General features: G+C 71.1%; 12 protein-coding genes. 7 read left to right on the top strand and 5 right to left on the bottom strand.

Annotation, left to right across the window (positions count from 1 at the left end):
- Positions 1–5 precede the first annotated feature (5 nt).
- Positions 6–3,776: a nitrate reductase subunit alpha gene (locus GH747_RS01660; protein WP_149767663.1), complete on the bottom strand. Its 3,771-nt coding sequence runs from the start codon at positions 3,774–3,776 to the stop codon at positions 6–8.
- Between the two features lie 119 nt (positions 3,777–3,895).
- Between GH747_RS01660 and GH747_RS01665 the strand changes: the two genes are divergently transcribed.
- Positions 3,896–4,216, top strand: a complete 321-nt coding sequence (locus tag GH747_RS01665) for a cupin domain-containing protein (protein WP_149767665.1) — start codon at positions 3,896–3,898, stop codon at positions 4,214–4,216.
- Positions 4,217–4,379: 163 nt separating this feature from the next.
- Here GH747_RS01665 and GH747_RS01670 read toward each other — a convergent pair whose 3' ends face one another.
- The 4 genes from GH747_RS01670 to ilvA form a co-directional block, all read right to left on the bottom strand.
- Positions 4,380–5,174 (bottom strand): ABC transporter ATP-binding protein, encoded by a 795-nt coding sequence (locus tag GH747_RS01670; RefSeq protein ID WP_149767667.1) that lies wholly within the window; start codon positions 5,172–5,174, stop codon positions 4,380–4,382.
- Positions 5,171–6,247 carry a FecCD family ABC transporter permease gene (locus GH747_RS01675; RefSeq protein WP_149767669.1) on the bottom strand — a complete coding sequence of 359 codons (1,077 nt, stop codon included), beginning with the start codon at positions 6,245–6,247 and terminating at the stop codon, positions 5,171–5,173. The genes GH747_RS01670 and GH747_RS01675 overlap by 4 nt, the downstream gene beginning before the upstream one ends.
- On the bottom strand, positions 6,244–7,287 hold the full coding sequence (locus GH747_RS01680) for a FecCD family ABC transporter permease (protein ID WP_194842873.1): 1,044 nt from the start codon (positions 7,285–7,287) through the stop codon (positions 6,244–6,246). Before GH747_RS01680 ends, GH747_RS01675 begins: the two co-directional genes overlap by 4 nt.
- 158 nt (positions 7,288–7,445) lie before the next feature.
- The gene (gene ilvA / locus GH747_RS01685; protein WP_228552732.1) at positions 7,446–8,705 is read right to left on the bottom strand and encodes a threonine ammonia-lyase IlvA; all 1,260 of its coding nucleotides are present in this window, start codon (positions 8,703–8,705) and stop codon (positions 7,446–7,448) included.
- Between the two features lie 157 nt (positions 8,706–8,862).
- Between ilvA and kdpF the strand changes: the two genes are divergently transcribed.
- Genes kdpF through GH747_RS01715 form a run of 6 tightly spaced genes read left to right on the top strand, consistent with a single transcriptional unit; the run spans position 8,863 to position 16,518 of the window.
- The gene (kdpF, locus tag GH747_RS01690; RefSeq protein WP_149767675.1) at positions 8,863–8,952 is read left to right on the top strand and encodes a K(+)-transporting ATPase subunit F; all 90 of its coding nucleotides are present in this window, start codon (positions 8,863–8,865) and stop codon (positions 8,950–8,952) included.
- Positions 8,952–10,613, top strand: a complete 1,662-nt coding sequence (gene kdpA, locus GH747_RS01695; protein ID WP_149767677.1) for a potassium-transporting ATPase subunit KdpA — start codon at positions 8,952–8,954, stop codon at positions 10,611–10,613. The genes kdpF and kdpA overlap by 1 nt, the downstream gene beginning before the upstream one ends.
- Entirely contained in the window at positions 10,610–12,613 is a 2,004-nt protein-coding gene (gene kdpB, locus GH747_RS01700) for a potassium-transporting ATPase subunit KdpB (protein ID WP_149767679.1), read from the top strand. The genes kdpA and kdpB overlap by 4 nt, the downstream gene beginning before the upstream one ends.
- Before the next feature lie 59 nt (positions 12,614–12,672).
- On the top strand, positions 12,673–13,308 hold the full coding sequence (gene kdpC, locus GH747_RS01705; RefSeq protein ID WP_149767681.1) for a potassium-transporting ATPase subunit KdpC: 636 nt from the start codon (positions 12,673–12,675) through the stop codon (positions 13,306–13,308).
- A gap of 13 nt (positions 13,309–13,321) precedes the next feature.
- Positions 13,322–15,844, top strand: a complete 2,523-nt coding sequence (locus tag GH747_RS01710) for a DUF4118 domain-containing protein (protein ID WP_149767683.1) — start codon at positions 13,322–13,324, stop codon at positions 15,842–15,844.
- The gene (locus GH747_RS01715) at positions 15,841–16,518 is read left to right on the top strand and encodes a response regulator (RefSeq protein WP_149767685.1); all 678 of its coding nucleotides are present in this window, start codon (positions 15,841–15,843) and stop codon (positions 16,516–16,518) included. Before GH747_RS01710 ends, GH747_RS01715 begins: the two co-directional genes overlap by 4 nt.
- Positions 16,519–16,537: the final 19 nt, after the last annotated feature.

The following is a 16,537-nucleotide window of genomic DNA, read 5'->3' on the forward strand; positions in this document are numbered from 1 at the left end:
CTGTCTCAGTACGTGACCGGCGCGGTCCGCTTGCGGACCGTGCAGACGATGTCGCGTTGGTTGCCTGTCGGGCCCAGGTAGTTGAACGTGTACGACAGCTGCGCGTACCCGCCGATCATGTGGGTCGGCTTGACCAGCAGTCGCGTGACGGAGTTGTGGATGCCGCCGCGGCGTCCGGTCTTCTGCGACTTCGGCACGTCGATCGTGCGCTCCTGGGCGTGGTGGACGAAGACGACGCCCTCCGGCATCCGGTGGCTCACGATCGCGCGGCCCACGTAGACGCCGTTGGCGTTGTCGCACTCCACCCAGTCGTTGTCGACGACGTCGATCTTCTCGGCGTCCTGGACGCTCATCCACACCGTCGGGCCGCCGCGCGAGAGCGACAGCATGAGGAGGTTGTCCTGGTACTCGGAGTGGATCGACCACTTGTTGTGCGGAGTGAGGTAGCGGACCGCGATCTGCAGCGCGCCGGGCTCCCCCTCGCCGCGACCGTTCTCGCCCCGGCTGTCGCGTGGCACCTCGACGTCGCCGAACAGCCGGTGCATGTCGAGCGGGGGCCTGTACGTCGGGAGCTGCTCGCCGTAGTCGCGCATCCACGCGTGGTCGAGATAGAAGTGCATCCGCCCGGTGAGCGTGTGGAACGGCTTGAGGCGCTCGATGTTGACCGTGAACGGCGCGTACCGACGACCCCCGGTCTCCGACCCCGACCACTCGGGCGACGTGATCACCGGCTGTGGCGAGTCCTGCGTCATGGAGAAGGTGATCTGCTTCTCCTCCGCCCCCTCGGCGAGGTCGACGAGATGTCGCCCGGTGCGCCGTTCGAGGTCACGGAACCCCTGGACGGCGAGGCGACCGTTCGTCGTCCCGGAGAACGTGAGGATCGCTTCGGCCATGCGCGCGTCCGTGTCGATCGCCGGCCGTCCCTCGCCTGCGCCGGACGACATGACCCCGTGCTTCGCGGCGATCGACGCGACGGCCTCCTCGAGGTCGTACGTGATGTTCTTGACCGTGAAGCCGAGCTGCTCCGCCTTGGGACCGACGGTGACGAGCTTGTCGGCGATGGTGGTGTAGTCGCGCTCGACCACGGCGACGACCGGCATCGTCTTGCCGGCAACAGGATCGGTCTGGCCCTCGCGCCAGTCGAGCGCGCGACCGCCCGGCTGCGCGATCTCGCCGGGGGTGTCGTGCTGGAGCGGCACGGTCACCAGGTCCTTGCGGGTGCCGAGGTGCGTCGCCGCGAGCTCCGACAGCTTGCGGGCCAGCGCGGTGAAGGTGTCGAAGTCGCTGCGGGCCTCCCACGGCGGGTCGATCGCCGGCGTGAACGCGTGGACGTACGGGTGCATGTCGGTCGACGACAGGTCGTACTTCTCGTACCAGGTGGCGGCCGGGAAGACGATGTCGCTCAGCAGCGTCGTCGAGGTCATGCGGAAGTCGGCCGAGACGAGGAGATCGAGCTTCCCCTGCGGTGTCTCGTCCCGGCGGCGGACCGTGCGCGGGCCCTCGGCGGAGTCCGCCGCGTCGAGGTTCGACTGCGTGCCGAGGAGGTTCTGGAGGAAGTACTCGTTGCCCTTCGCCGACGATCCGAAGAGGTTGGAACGCCAGAGGACCAGCGTGCGCGGCCAGTTCTCCGGCGCATCGACGTCGTCGATCGCCGCGTTGAGGCTGCCGTCCTGGAGACGGTCGGCGATCCACGCGCCGGCGTCGGGGGCGCTCCCGTCGGCGGTCGCTGCCGTGGCCTCGTCGGCGAGGTCGAGCGGGTTGCGGTCGAACTGCGGGTAGAACGGCATCCATCCCATCCGCGCCGACTTCGCGATCACGTCCGCGGTGTGGAGCCCTTCGAGGTGGCCCTCGGCGAGCGGAGACGTCAGTGCGTCCTGACGGGAGCCGTCGGAACGCCACTGGCCGGTGTGCATGTACCAGTACGAGGTGCCGGTCATCGTGCGCGGCGGACGTGTCCAGTCCAGCGCGTTCGCGAGCGAGATCCACCCGGTGATCGGGCGGCACTTCTCCTGGCCGACGTAGTGCGCCCAACCGCCCCCGTTGCGTCCCATCGCGCCGGTGATCATGAGGAGCGTGAGGATCGCTCGGTAGGTGACGTCGCCGTGGAACCACTGGCAGACGCCCGCGCCGAGGATGATCATCGAACGGCCGCCGGACTCCTCGGAGTTGCGTGCCATCTCACGGGCGATGCGGATGCACTGCGCGGCCGGGACCGAGGTGATCTCCTCCTGCCACGCCGGTGTGTACGGCGAGGAGGCGTCGTCGTAGCCGGTCGGCCACTCGCCGGGGAGGCCGTCGCGGCCGACGCCGTACTGCGCGAGGAGCAGGTCGAGGACGGTCGTGACGGTACGGCCGCCGACCTGGCGCACGGGGATGCCGCGCCGGATCACGCTGCCCGAGCCGTCCGGCGCGTCGAAGGCCGGCATCAGCACCTCGGCCGGCTGCGCGTCGGGCCCGATCGCGGACAGGGCCGGTTCGACGTCACCGAGGTCGAGGTTCCACCGTCCCTCGCCGGCGTCGCCGTAGCGGAATCCCATCGACCCGTTCGGGACCACCGGCTCACCCGTGCGGGAGTCGATGAGGACGGTCTTCCACTCGGCGTTCTCGCTGCTGCCGCCCAGGTCCGACTCCGTCAGGAACGTCTCCGGCACGTACGCCCCGTCGTCGCTCTGCTTGAGCGTGACGAGCATCGGCAGATCCGTGTACTTCGAGACGTAGTCGGTGAAGAACGGCACCTGCCGGTCGATGTAGAACTCCTTGAGCATCACGTGGCCCATCGCCATCGCGAGCGCGGCGTCGGTCCCCGCCTGCGCCGGCATCCACTCGTCGGCGAACTTCGTGTTGTCGGCGTAGTCCGGCGAGACCGTGACGACCTTCGTGCCGCGGTAGCGCGCCTCAGCCATCCAGTGCGCGTCCGGCGTGCGGGTGACCGGGACGTTCGAGCCCCACATCATCAGGTACGACGCGTCCCACCAGTCGCCGGACTCCGGCACGTCGGTCTGGTCCCCGAATACCTGCGGGCTCGCCACCGGCAGGTCCGCGTACCAGTCGTAGAACGACGTCATCACTCCGCCGATGAGCTGGATGAACCGCGTGCCGATGCAGTGCGACACCATCGACATCGCCGGGATCGGCGAGAAGCCCGCACAGCGGTCCGGGCCGTACGTCTTGATGGTGTTGACGTGCGCCGCCGCGGCGATCTCGATCGCCTCGTCCCACGAGATCCGTACGAGGCCACCCTTGCCGCGGGCGCTCTGGTAGCGGCGGCGCTTCTCCGGGTCGGCGGCGATCTCGGCGAACGCGAGCACGGGGTCACCGAGCCGCTGCTTGGCCTCGCGGTACATCTCGATCAGCACGCCGCGCCCGTACGGGTAGCGGACGCGGGTCGGTGAGTACGTGTACCAGGAGAATGCGGCGCCTCGCGGGCATCCGCGGGGCTCGTACTCCGGCCTGTCCGGGCCGGTGCTCGGGTAGTCGGTCTGCTGCGCCTCCCACGTGATGATGCCGTCCTTGACGTACACCTTCCACGAGCACGAGCCGGTGCAGTTCACGCCGTGCGTCGACCGTACGACCTTGTCGTGGCTCCAGCGGTCGCGATAGAACACGTCGCCGCGGCGGCCGCCCTCGCGGTAGACGGCGCGACGGTCGGCGCTCTCGTCCCAGCGGGTGAAGAAGTCACCGAGTGCGAGCAGCGCCTCCGACGCCGGGCCGTCGGTGCCCGAGGAAGCCCCTCGCCGTCGTGATCGTGCGCGCCCTTCGCGGGTCGTCTCCGTCATCTCAGCCTCCTGGCGATCACGCTAGAGCCCCTCTGGAGGCCTCGCACGCCGGAAGCCGAACCGGCCAAAAGGGGCTACGCTCACGGCACCGAGGTCCGTACCGGAGACGGAGGTTCGCCATGCGGGACATCGCAGCGCTGACCCAGGAGTACGTGGACGCGTCGAGCTCCGCACCGCATGGCCGCAGCGCCGAGCTGGTGCTTCAGGACGGGCCCCTGCGCCAGAGCGTCCTCGGGCTCGCTCAGGGCGCTGTGCTCTCCGAGCACGACTCCCCGCCGGCCGGCAGCGTGCTCGTGCTGCGAGGGGCGATCGAGATCGTCGGTGCGTCCGAGACGATCGCCCTCGAGACCGGGATGCTGTCCGAGCTTCCCCGCGAGCGCCACTCGGTGCGCGCGACCGTGGACTCAGCGTTCCTGCTCACCGCCGTCACCGACATCTGAGCCACCACCCCCTGGTCGGGCCGCCACCCCACCCCGCTGGTCGACGCCCCCCACCCCGCTGGTCGAGCCGCCCCCCACCCCGCTGGTCGAGGCGCGAAGCGATCGAGACCCCCGCTGGTCGACGCCCCCCACCCCGCTGGTCGAGGCGCGAAGCGATCGAGACCTAACCCCCGTGGTGGCGCCCGCGCGGGACGACCATCGGCGTGCCGCTCACCGGGTCTGGCACGATCTCGCAGGCCAGCCCGAACACCTCGCGCACCACCTCCGGCGTCACGACGCCCTGCGGCTTGCCCTCGGCGACGATCCGACCTGACTTCATCGCGATGAGGTGGTCGGCGTAGCGGCTGGCGAGGTTGAGGTCGTGCAGCACGATGACGATGGTCTTGCCACGCTCGCGGTTCAGATCGGTGAGCAGGTCGAGGAGCTCCACCTGGTGCGCGATGTCGAGGAACGTCGTCGGCTCGTCGAGGAGCAGCAGGTCGGTGTCCTGCGCGAGAGCCATCGCGACCCAGATGCGCTGGCGCTGTCCGCCGGAGAGGTCCTGGATGCGTCGGTCGATCAGCGACACGGTGTCGGTCGCCTCGAGGGCAGCCGCGACCGCCGCCTGGTCCTCCGCGGTCCAGCGCCGGAACCAGCCCTGGTGCGGATACCGTCCACGGCCCACCAGGTCGCCGACGGTGATCCCGTCCGGGGCTACCGGCGACTGCGGCAGGAGTCCGAGCACCTTCGCGAGCTCGATGCTCCGCATGTCGGTGACCGAGATTCCGTCGAGCATGACGGCCCCGGCCTGCGGCTTCAGCAGGCGAGCGAGCCCGCGCAGCAGCGTCGACTTGCCGCACGCGTTCGCTCCGACGATGACGGTGATGGCCCCGTCGGGGACGGCGACCGACAGCTCGGAGACGACGGTGCGCTCGTCGTACCCGAGGGAGAGCCCTTCGGCTCGCAGGTCGTGCCTCATCCGCCTCGTCCTCCACGGTTGGCGCTCACGAGGAGCCACAGCAGGTACGGCGCGCCGACCGCGCCGGTCACGACACCCGTCGGCAGCGCCGTCGGGAGGAGGTGCGCCGCCACGAGCTCGGCCATCATCACGAGCGCCGCGCCCACGAGCGCGGATGCGAGGAGTGCGCCCGGCGCCGACCCGAGCAGCCGGTGCGCGAGCGGTCCGGCGACCAGGGCCACGAACATGATCGGGCCGGCGGCCGCGGTCGCGAACGCGACCAGCACGATCGCCAGCGTCATCAGGCCCCACCGCGCAGCCTCGACCCGCACGCCGAGCGCGGCCGCCGAGTCGTCGCCCAGCTGGAGCCCACGCAACGGCCGCGCGAGGAGCACGAGAAGCGGCACGGAGAGAAGGAGCACCGCGAAGAGCGCCTGCAGCGTCCCCGGGTCCGCCATGCCGACCGACCCGATGATCCAGGTCATCGCCTCACGCGCGTCGTGGATGTCGGCGCGGGCCACGAGATACGCGGTGATCGACAGCATGAACTGCGAGATGCCGATCCCGATGAGGATGAACCGGTAGCCGGTGACCCCGCCGCGCCACGCCAGCGCGTAGACGAGCAGCCCTGAGACGAGGGCGCCGACGAGCGCGGCGACGGACGTCGCGATGCCGTTCAACGAGACGACGATGATCGCACCCGCCGCGAAGAGGCTCGCGCCCGAGGAGACACCGACGAAGTCGGGCGACGCGAGCGGGTTCGCGAGGAGGGTCTGGAAGACGACTCCGGACAGGCCGAGGGCCAGGCCGACGCCGAGCGCCGCGAGCGCGACTGGGAGCCGGATGCCCTGCACGACGAAGTCGACCGACGGGTCGTCTCCGACGTGCAGCACCGACGCGACCACGTCGGCGAGCGGGAGCTGATAGCTGCCGACCGTCAGCATCGTCGCGAACAGGCCGACGACGACCACGCACAACGCGGCGACGACTGCTGTCGTACGGCGCCGCAGCCGGCGTCGGTGGGCGGCGAGGGCGGTCGGGACGTCTGCCGGCGACGGTGCCGCCGGGCCCGGGTACGTCGTCGCGGCGCTCACAACTCGGTCAGGTTCCGGTAGCGGACCAGCAGGACGAAGAACGGTGCGCCCAGCACGCCGAGGACGACGCCCACCTGGAGCTCGCCGCCCGGGAGCGCCAGCCGTCCGAGGATGTCGGCGACCAGCAGCACGATGGGCGACAGCACCAGGCTGAACGCGAGGATCGCGCGGTAGTCGGGCCCGCAGATCATGCGTGCGACGTGCGGCACGACGAGCCCGATGAAGACGATCGGGCCGCACGCAGCGGTCGCAGCCCCGCAGAGGACCGCGACGGTCACGAAGAGCATCGCTCGCGTGAGAGCGACATGCTGGCCGAGCGCGATCGCGATGTCCTCACCGAGCGCGAGCCCGTTGAGAGCGCGGCCCGCGCCGAGAGCGACCACGATCCCGACGACGATGAACGGCAGGGTCTGCCAGAAGACCGGCATGTAGCGGCCGGCGAGCGCACCGACCTGCCAGAACCGCAGCTCGTTCAGCGCCTCGGTGCTCGTCATCACCATCGCCGAGGTGAACGCCGTGAGCCCCGCGGTGACCGCGGCCCCCGCCAGCGCGAGCTTGACCGGTGTCGCCCCTTCCCGACCGAACGACGCGACGCCGTAGACGACCACCGTGGCGATCCCCGCCCCCACGAACGCCGCCCAGATCTGGCCGGTCAGCGACCCGATCCCGAGCATCGTCGCCGACGCGACGACCGCGGCCGCGGCTCCGGCGTTGATGCCCATGATCCCCGGGTCGGCGATCGGGTTGCGCGTGACGCCCTGCAGGATCGCGCCGCTCAGGCCGAGCGCGGCGCCGACGGTGAGGCCGAGCAGCGTGCGCGGCACCCGCATCTCGCGGATCACCGTGTGCTCGGTGGACGAGGGATCGAAGGCGTCGAAGGCGTCCCACACCGTACGGAGCGTGATGTCGCGCGACCCCATCGAGATGCTGAAGAAGCACACGACGAGCAGGAGGCCGACGAGCAGCGCCCACGTGGCAGCGAGCCGCAGTGCCCGGCGCGAACGCACCGGCGGCGCAGCGGCAGGCGCGACGGCGGTCATGGGGCTCCTCGCAGAGCGGTGGGGCAGAGCGGTGGGGGGCAGAGCGGGCGGGCGGAGCGGGCAGCTCTCCATCAGGCGGGCAGCCGCCGACGGATTAGGCGAGCCTACCCTCAGGGCCCGGCGTCGCGACACACGTCCCGGGGTTCATCCCACCGCCGTCACACGAGGAACTGGAAGGCCGGGTCGTCCGGCGACAACTTCTTCGCACGCACCGGCGAGTCCTCGAGGCGACCGACCAGACCGCCGAGCGCATCGGGCGACCCCAGCTCGATCCCGACCAGCGCGGGACCCGTCTCACGGTTGTGTCGCTTCACGTACTCGAACAGCGTGATGTCGTCGTCCGGCCCGAGCACCTCGTCGAGGAACCGCCGCAGCGCACCCGGCTCCTGCGGGAACTCCACCAGCCAGTAGTGCTTCACACCACGGGACACCAGCGCACGCTCGATCACCTCCGCGTAGCGGCTCACGTCGTGGTTGCCGCCCGACACCACCGCCACGGCAGACTCGCCCGCGGCAACCACGTCCGGCAGGCGCAGCGCGGCCGCGGCGAGCGCTCCCGCAGGCTCCGCGATCACACCGTCCACCTCGAACAGCGCCAGCATCTCCTCGCTCACCATGCCGGGATCGACCGTGACCAGCTCCACCGCGTGACCGATCCGGGCCAGCTCCGCAAGGACCGCGTACGAGTGGTCGCCGACCCGACGGACCGCGGCTCCGTCGACGAACGCATCCACCTCGTCCAACGTCACCGGGCCACCGCTCACCACCGCAGCCGCCATGCTCGCCGCGCCTGACGGCTCCACGCCCACGATCCGTGTGTGCGGGTGGCGTGCGGCGAGCCACGCCGCCATCCCCGCCACCAGGCCGCCGCCCCCGACGGGGACCACGACCACGTCCGGTGCGCCGCCACGCTGCTCGACCGCCTCACGCGCGACGGTGCCCTGACCGGCGATCACGTCCGGGTGGTCGAAGGCGGGTACGACGGTGGCTCCGGTGCGCGACGCGTCCTCGTACGCAGCTGCGCTCGCCGCGTCGTACGTCTCGCCGCCGACGATGAGCTGGACGTGCGGCCCGCCGAGCGTGGCGATCCGGTCCCGCTTCTGGCGCGGGGTGGTGCGCGGGAGGTAGATGCGCGCGGTCGTGCCGAGCGCGCGCGCGGCGTACGCGACCCCCTGCGCGTGGTTGCCGGCGCTCGCTGCCACCAGCCCGCGCGCCCGCTCGTCGGGATCGAGACGCGCGATCATGTGGAACGCACCGCGCAGCTTGTACGAGCGGACGACCTGGAGATCCTCGCGCTTGAGCCACACCTGTGCTCCGGTCGCCTCGCTGAGCCTCGTGTTGCGTTCGAGGGCAGTACGCAGCGCGACCCGGGAGACGGGGGCGTACGCGGCATCGACGTCATCAGCGGTCACAGGCACACCGACCAGCGTAGGTCTCGCTCCGATGGGGCGACCGCGCCGGTCCAGCACCCGGAACCCGCCCCGGTCGCGGTGGCTCGTCAAGATCGCGTCAAGACCGGTCAAGGCCTCGTCAAGGACCGCGGGAACCGCGAGATCGCGGCGTTGACTCGACGTCATGAGTCTCGCAACCGGCCTCCTGATCATCCTGGTGGCCCTCTTGATCGGCTACCTCGTCGCCTCGCTCGTCCACCCGGAGCGGTTCTGATGAGCGACGCCTTCGCAGGTGTCCTGTCCCTGCTCGCCCTCGTCGCCCTGCTGGCCCTCGCGTACCGGCCGCTCGGCGACTACATCGCCCGCACGCTCGAGAGCCCCCGGCACACGCGCTTCGAGCGACCGCTCTATCGCCTCGCCGGCGTGAACCCGGACGCGTCGCAGAGCACGCGCTCGTACGCGCTCGCCGTCGTCGGCTTCTCGGCCGTGAGCCTGATCCTCCTCTACGTCCTCCTCGTCGCGCAGTCCTTCCTCCCGTACTCGCGCGGCATGGACGGCATGCCCTGGGACATGGCGCTCAACACCGCGGTGTCCTTCGTGACCAACACCAACTGGCAGTCGTACGCCGGTGAGTCGACGCTCGGCTGGACAGCGCAGGCCGTTGGCCTGGCCGTCCAGAACTTCGTCTCCGCCGCGGTCGGGATCGCCGTCGCCGTCGCGCTCATCCGTGGTTTCACGAGAAACCGATCGGACCAGCTCGGCAACTTCTGGGTCGATCTCGTCCGGGTGACCGTGAGGGTCCTGCTGCCGATCGCCTTCGTCGGCGCGGTGCTGCTGGTGATCGGCGGCGTGGTGCAGTCCTTCTCCGCCGACCAGGTGGTCGACACGATCACGGGCGGTCAGCAGACGATCACGACGGGCCCGGCTGCGAGCCAGGAGGCGATCAAGGAGCTCGGGACCAACGGCGGCGGGTTCTTCAACGCCAACTCCGCGCACCCGTTCGAGAACCCGACCGGCTTCACCAACCTGCTCGAGATCTTCCTCATCCTCCTGATCCCGGTCGCGCTGACCCGGACCCTCGGAACGATGCTCGGCAACCATCGCCAGGGCTACGCCGTGCTCGGCGCGATGGGCGTCCTCTTCCTCGCCTCGCTCGCGATCACCACGTGGGCCGAGGTCGGCGCTCACGGGCAGTCCGCGCAGGCTGCCGGCGCTGCGATGGAAGGCAAGGAGACGCGGCTCGGCGAGTGGGCCTCGGCGCTCTTCGCGACCGCGACGACCGGCACGTCGACCGGCGCCGTCAACGCGGCGCACGACTCGCTGACCCCGACCGGCGGCGGTGCGGTCCTCGTCAACATGATGCTCGGCGAGGTCGCTCCGGGCGGTGTCGGAGCCGGCATCTACGGAATCCTCGTGATGGCGATCCTCGCGGTCTTCGTCGCCGGCCTCATGGTCGGTCGTACGCCCGAGCTGCTCGGCAAGAAGATCCGGTCGACCGAGATGCGATACATCGCCCTCTACTCCCTCACCACACCCGCAGTTGTCCTGGTAGCGGTTGGGATCGCGATCGCGCTGCCCAGCACGTCGGACGCGATGGGCAATCCGGGCGGCCACGGCTTCTCCGAGGTCGTCTACGCGTTCACGTCCGCGGCGAACAACAACGGGAGCGCGTTCGGCGGCATCACCGTGACGTCCACGTTCTTCCAGCTGATGCTCGCTGCGGCGATGCTGCTCGGCCGGTTCGTCCCGATCCTGCTGGTGCTGGCGCTGGCCGGCTCCCTGGCGCGACAGGGCCGAGTCCCCGCCACAGCGGGCACCCTCCCCACCCACACTCCCCTGTTCGCGGGGCTGCTCGTCGGGGTCGTCCTCGTGATGACCGGCCTGACGTACTTCCCCGCACTCGCCCTCGGTCCGATCGCGGAGGCCCTCGCATGACCCTCTCCCAGCTCTGGAGCCAGCTCCCCACCGCGCTGGCCAAGCTTGACCCGCGCCACCAGTGGCACAACCCGGTGATGTTCGTCGTCCTTGTCGGTTCGATCCTCACCACCGTGCTCGCCATCGCCGATCCGAGCGCGTTCACGATCGCCCTCACGGTCTGGTTGTGGCTGACGGTCGTCTTCGGAAACCTCGCCGAAGCCGTGGCCGAGGGCCGCGGCAAGGCCCAGGCGGCGTCGCTGCGTGCCGCTCGCAAGGACACCGTCGCGCGCCGTCTCGACCGCGACGGCACCGAGACTCTCGTCCCCGGCACCGAGCTCGTCATCGGCGACCTCGTGGTGGTCGAGGCCGGCGAGGTCATCCCGGGCGACGGTGACGTCGTCGAGGGCATCGCCTCGGTCGACGAGTCGGCGATCACGGGTGAGTCCGCACCGGTGATCCGTGAGGCCGGCGGCGACCGGTCGGCCGTCACCGGGGGTACGACGGTGCTGTCGGACCGGATCGTCGTCTCGATCACCGCCGCTCCCGGCTCCACGTTCATCGACACGATGATCGCGCTCGTCGAGGGCACGTCGCGCCGCAAGACGCCCAACGAGAACGCCCTGACGATCCTGCTCTCCAGCCTCACGATCGTCTTCCTGCTCGCGGTGGCGACGCTGGCGCCGATGGCGGACTACGCGGGTGCGCCGCAGCGTACGGTCGTGCTCGTCGCCCTGCTGGTCTGTCTCATCCCCACGACCATCAGCGCCCTGCTGTCCGCGATCGGCATCGCGGGCATGGACCGCCTGGTCCGCGTCAACGTCCTGGCGATGTCCGGCCGCGCGGTCGAGGCCGCCGGCGACGTCGGCACGCTGCTGCTCGACAAGACGGGCACCATCACGTACGGCAACCGGCGGGCGTCGGCATTCGTCCCGCAGGCCGGTCTCGACGATGCCGTGCTGCGCGACACGGCGCGGCTGTCGAGCCTGGCCGACCCCACACCCGAGGGCCGTTCGATCGTCGAGCTCGCGCTCGAGCGGGGCGCGACCGACGAGCCGCTCCCGGTCGGCGCCACGATCGTGGAGTTCTCCGCCTCGACCCGCATGTCCGGCCTGGACCTCCCCGACGGGACGCAGATCCGCAAGGGCGCCTCGTCAGCCGTCCTGGCCTGGCTCGACCAGACAGCGCTGCCACCGAGCGTCGAGTCGGCCGTCGAACGCATCAGCGCAGACGGGGGTACGCCCCTGGTCGTCGCGGTGCGTGATGCCGCGGGCGGTCGGGTGCTCGGCGTCGTCCACCTGAAGGACGTCGTCAAGCCCGGCATGAGCGAGCGGTTCGCACAGCTGCGTGCGATGGGGATCCGGACCGTCATGGTGACCGGTGACAACGCGATCACCGCGAAGGCGATCGCCGCCGAGGCCGGCGTCGACGACGTCCTCGCCGAGGCGACGCCCGAGGACAAGCTCGCGTACATCCGGCACGAGCAGCAGGGCGGGCGCCTGGTCGCCATGACCGGCGACGGCACCAACGACGCGCCCGCGCTCGCCGCGGCGGACGTCGGGGTCGCGATGAGCTCGGGGACCTCGGCCGCGAAGGAGGCCGGCAACATGGTCGACCTCGACTCCGACCCGACGAAGCTCATCGACGTCGTGGAGATCGGCAAGCAGCTCCTCGTCACCCGCGGCGCGCTGACCACGTTCTCGGTCGCCAACGACGTGGCGAAGTACTTCGCGATCATCCCCGCGATGTTCGTCGCCGCCTACCCGAGCCTCGACTCGCTCGACGTCATGCGGCTGCACAGTCCCGAGTCGGCGATCCTCTCCGCCGTCGTCTTCAACGCGCTGGTGATCGTCGCACTCATCCCGCTCGCGCTCAGGGGTGTGCGCCACCGCGTCGCCTCCGCAGCCGGCCTGCTGCGCCGCAACCTCCTCGTGTACGGCGTCGGAGGCCTGCTCGCACCGTTCGTCGGGATCAAGGTCATCGACCTCGCCCTCGCCACCCTGTTCGGCTCCGCGCTGTGAGCCCGCACCCCGTCACTCCCCCAGCAGGAAGACCTCCCCAGCAGAAGAAGGGCAACCGCATGACGACGACCGCTCCTGTCCAGACGCCCACCGCCACCGCCGGGCGCACTCCGATCGCCTCCGGCCTGCTCCGCCAGACGGTCACCGGCCTGCGCCTCCTGCTCGTCCTCACCGTGATCCTCGGCGTCGGCTATCCCGCCGCGGTCTGGGCCGTCGGCCAGGTCGTCGCCCCCGACCGCGCGAACGGGCAGATCGTCTCGGTCGACGGGGCACCCGTCGGCTCTGCGCTCCTCGGCCAGGCCTTCGACGACCCCGCCCTGTTCCACTCACGGCCGTCGGCTGCGGCGTACGACGGTCTGGCAAGCGCGGCGAGCAACCTCGGCCCGTCCAACGAGGACCTTCTCGCGTCGATCCAGGAGCGGCGCGAGGCGGTCGCCGCCGAAGAGGGCGTCGCCCTGGCCGACGTCCCGCCCGACGCGGTCACGGCCTCGGGCTCGGGCCTCGACCCGCACATCTCGACCGCGTACGCCGAGCTGCAGGCCGCACGTGTCGCCCGGGCCAACGGCCTGGACGAGTCCGCCGTACGCGGCCTCATCGCCGCCGCCACCAGCGGACGGACCCTCGGCTTCCTCGGCGAGGAGGGCGTGAACGTCCTCCAGCTCAACATCGCGGTCCGCCACGCTGCGGAAGGCTGACAGGATGGCGGGTATGGACCACCCGCCCACACGCCGCGGGCGGCTCCGGGTCTATCTCGGGGCCGCTCCGGGCGTGGGCAAGACGTACAAGATGCTGGACGAGGCGCAGCGCCGCGCCGTGCGCGGCACCGACGTCGTGATCGGCTTCGTCGAGACCCACGGCCGCGTCCACACCGCCGAGCGGCTCGACGGTCTGGAGGTCGTACCCCGCCGCCGTGTCGCCTACCGCGGCTCGACGTACGAGGAGATGGACGTCGACGCGGTCCTCCAGCGCCGCCCTCAGGTCGTGATCGTCGACGAGCTCGCCCACACGAACATCCCGGGCCTGGAGCACGAGAAGCGCTGGGAGGACGTCGACGTGCTCCTCGACGCCGGCATCGACGTCGTCACGACCGTCAACGTCCAGCACCTCGAGTCCCTCAACGACGTCGTCGAGTCCATCACCGGCGTGCGGCAGCGCGAGACGGTCCCGGACCACGTCGTCCGGGACGCCGAGGCCGTCGAGCTCGTCGACATGAGCCCGCAAGCATTGAGGCGCCGTCTTGCGCACGGCAACGTCTACGCGGCAGACAAGGTCGATGCGGCGCTGTCGCGCTACTTCCGCGAGGGCAACCTCGCGGCGCTGCGCGAGCTCGCGCTCCTGTGGGTCGCCGACCGGGTCGACGAAGGGCTGGAGCGCTATCGCCAGGAGCACCGTATCGACGCGACGTGGCCGGCGCGCGAGCGGATCGTGGTCGCCGTGACGGGCGGTCCGGAGTCGCCGACGCTGCTGCGGCGCGCCGCGCTGATCTCGGGCCGTACCGCTGGAGGCGAGTGGCTCGCCGTGTACGTCGCCCGTGGCGACGGGCTCTCAGGCACCTCGCCCGACCAGCTCGCCCGCCAGCACACGATGGCCAAGGACATGGGCGGGAGCTTCCACACCGTCGTGAGCGACGACGTGGCGACCGGGATCCTCCAGTTCGCGCGCGCCGAGAACGCCTCCCAGATCCTCATCGGCGCCAGTCGCCGCGGACGGTGGTCCACCGCGTTCCGGCCAGGCGTCGGCGAGCGCGTGATCGACGGCTCGGGTGACGTCGACGTGCACATCGTCAGCCACGGCGAGGCGCGCCAGGCGAACCGCGACCGCCGGCGGCGCCCTGACCTCGGCCTCGGCCGCACGATCCTCGGCTACGTCTTCGGCGTGATCCTCCCGGTGGTCACGGCCCTGCTCCTCGACGCCACGTCGCACCTCCACGACCTGACGCTCGAGTCGATGCTGATGCTCAGCGCCGTGGTCGTCGTCGCGATCGTCGGCGGCCTCCTCCCCGCCCTGGTCGCGGCTGTGCTCTCGGCGGTGCTGCTCAACTGGTACTTCGTGGAGCCGATCCACACGCTCACGATCGCGCGCGGGCAGTACGTGGTCGTGATCGCCGTCTTCGTCGTCGTCGGTGCCGCGGTGGCCTCGGTCGTCGACCTGGCTGCCGGCCGCGCGGCTCAGGCGCGCCAGGCGTCGTCGGAGGCCGATGCGCTCGCCGTCCTCTCGCACAGCCTCCTGCGCGCGGGCGATCGCCTGCCCGCCGTCCTCGCCCAGGCATGCGAGGTGTTCTCCATGATCGGCGCTGCGATCCTCGCGCGCGACGGCGACGGATGGACGACGGTCGTCGCGCACGGGGACGCGCCCGGGTCGGTCGACGCGGCCGACGTCGACGTCCCGATCGACGAGCGGACATTCCTCGTCCTGCGCGGACGGACCCTCGCGGCCTCGGACCGCCGCCTCGTGACCGCATACGCCGCACACGCCGCCGTCGTCCTCGAGCGCGCCCGCGCCGCGACCGAGCAGGCGCGCGCCGTCCAGCTCGCCGAGGCCGACCGGACGCGTACGGCGCTGCTGGCCGCGGTCTCGCACGACCTGCGGAGCCCCCTGGCGGCGATCAAGGCAGCGGTGTCGAGCCTGCGCAACGACGAGATCGACTGGTCGGAGGAGGACGAGGCCGAGCTCCTGATGACGGTCGAGGAGTCCGCCGACCGTCTCGACGCGCTCGTCGCGAACCTGCTCGACATGAGCCGGCTGCGGGCCGGGGCGATCACTGCCCTTCCGGACGACGTCGACGTCGAGTCGGTGCTGCGCCACGCCATCGCTCCGCTGCCCGACGCCGACCGGGTCGACATCCAGGTCGACGCCGACCTGCCGCTCGTGCACGCCGACGCCGGACTGCTGGAGCGCGTCCTCGCGAACCTCTGCGAGAACGCGCTCAAGCACACCAGCAGCCGGGTCGCCGTCCAGGGATCGACGTACGTCGAGACCGACGGCGCCCCGAGGGTCTGCCTGCGGGTCGTCGACCACGGTCCGGGAGTCCCCTCGGAGGCGTTCGACCAGCTCTTCGCCCCGTTCCAGCGGCTCGGCGACGTGCCGCAGGGCGACGGCGTCGGGCTCGGCCTCGCCGTGGCGCGCGGGCTCACCGAGTCGATGTCGGGCACGCTGGACGCCGAGGAGACGCCCGGCGGAGGGCTCACGTTCGTGCTCTCCCTGCCACGCGCGAAGGAGGCCGCCCGATGACGTTCGTGCTCGCCGTCGACGACGACCCCGCGATCCTGCGGACGCTCCGCATCAACCTCCGAGCGCGCGACTACGAGGTGGAGACGGCCGGCGACGGACGCTCGGCGCTGCAGATCGTGGACGAGCGCGAGCCGGACGTGATCGTGCTCGACCTCGGGCTCCCGGACGTCAGCGGCACTGCGGTGATCCGTCGGGTCCGCGCGACCAGCAACGTGCCGATCGTCGTGCTCTCCGCGCGGCACGAGTCCGACGACAAGGTCGAGGCGCTCGACGCGGGCGCCGACGACTACGTGACGAAGCCCTTCGGGATGGAGGAGCTGCTCGCGCGGGTGCGTGCCGCCGTACGCCGTGGTGGAACCGCACCCGCACCGTCGAGCGCGGTCTCGACCGACGGGCTCGTGCTCGATCCCGAGGACGGCACCGCCACCAGGGACGGCGTGGAGGTCCACCTCACGCCGACCGAGTGGCGGATCGTGGCCGCGCTGCTGCGACGCCCTGGCCGGCTGGTGCGGCAGACCGAGCTCCTGCGTGACGTGTGGGGACCGGCGTACGAGCGCGAGACCCACTATCTGCGCGTCTATCTCGCGCAGATCCGCCGCAAGCTGGAGACCGACCCCGCGAAGCCGAAGCACTTCCTCACCGAACCGGGACTGGGCTACCGCTTCGTGGTGTGAGGCGCCCCGCTGGTCGAAG

Origin of the sequence: Mumia xiangluensis, from assembly GCF_010994095.1 — a bacterium.
Taxonomy (GTDB): Bacteria; Actinomycetota; Actinomycetes; order Propionibacteriales; family Nocardioidaceae; genus Mumia; species Mumia xiangluensis.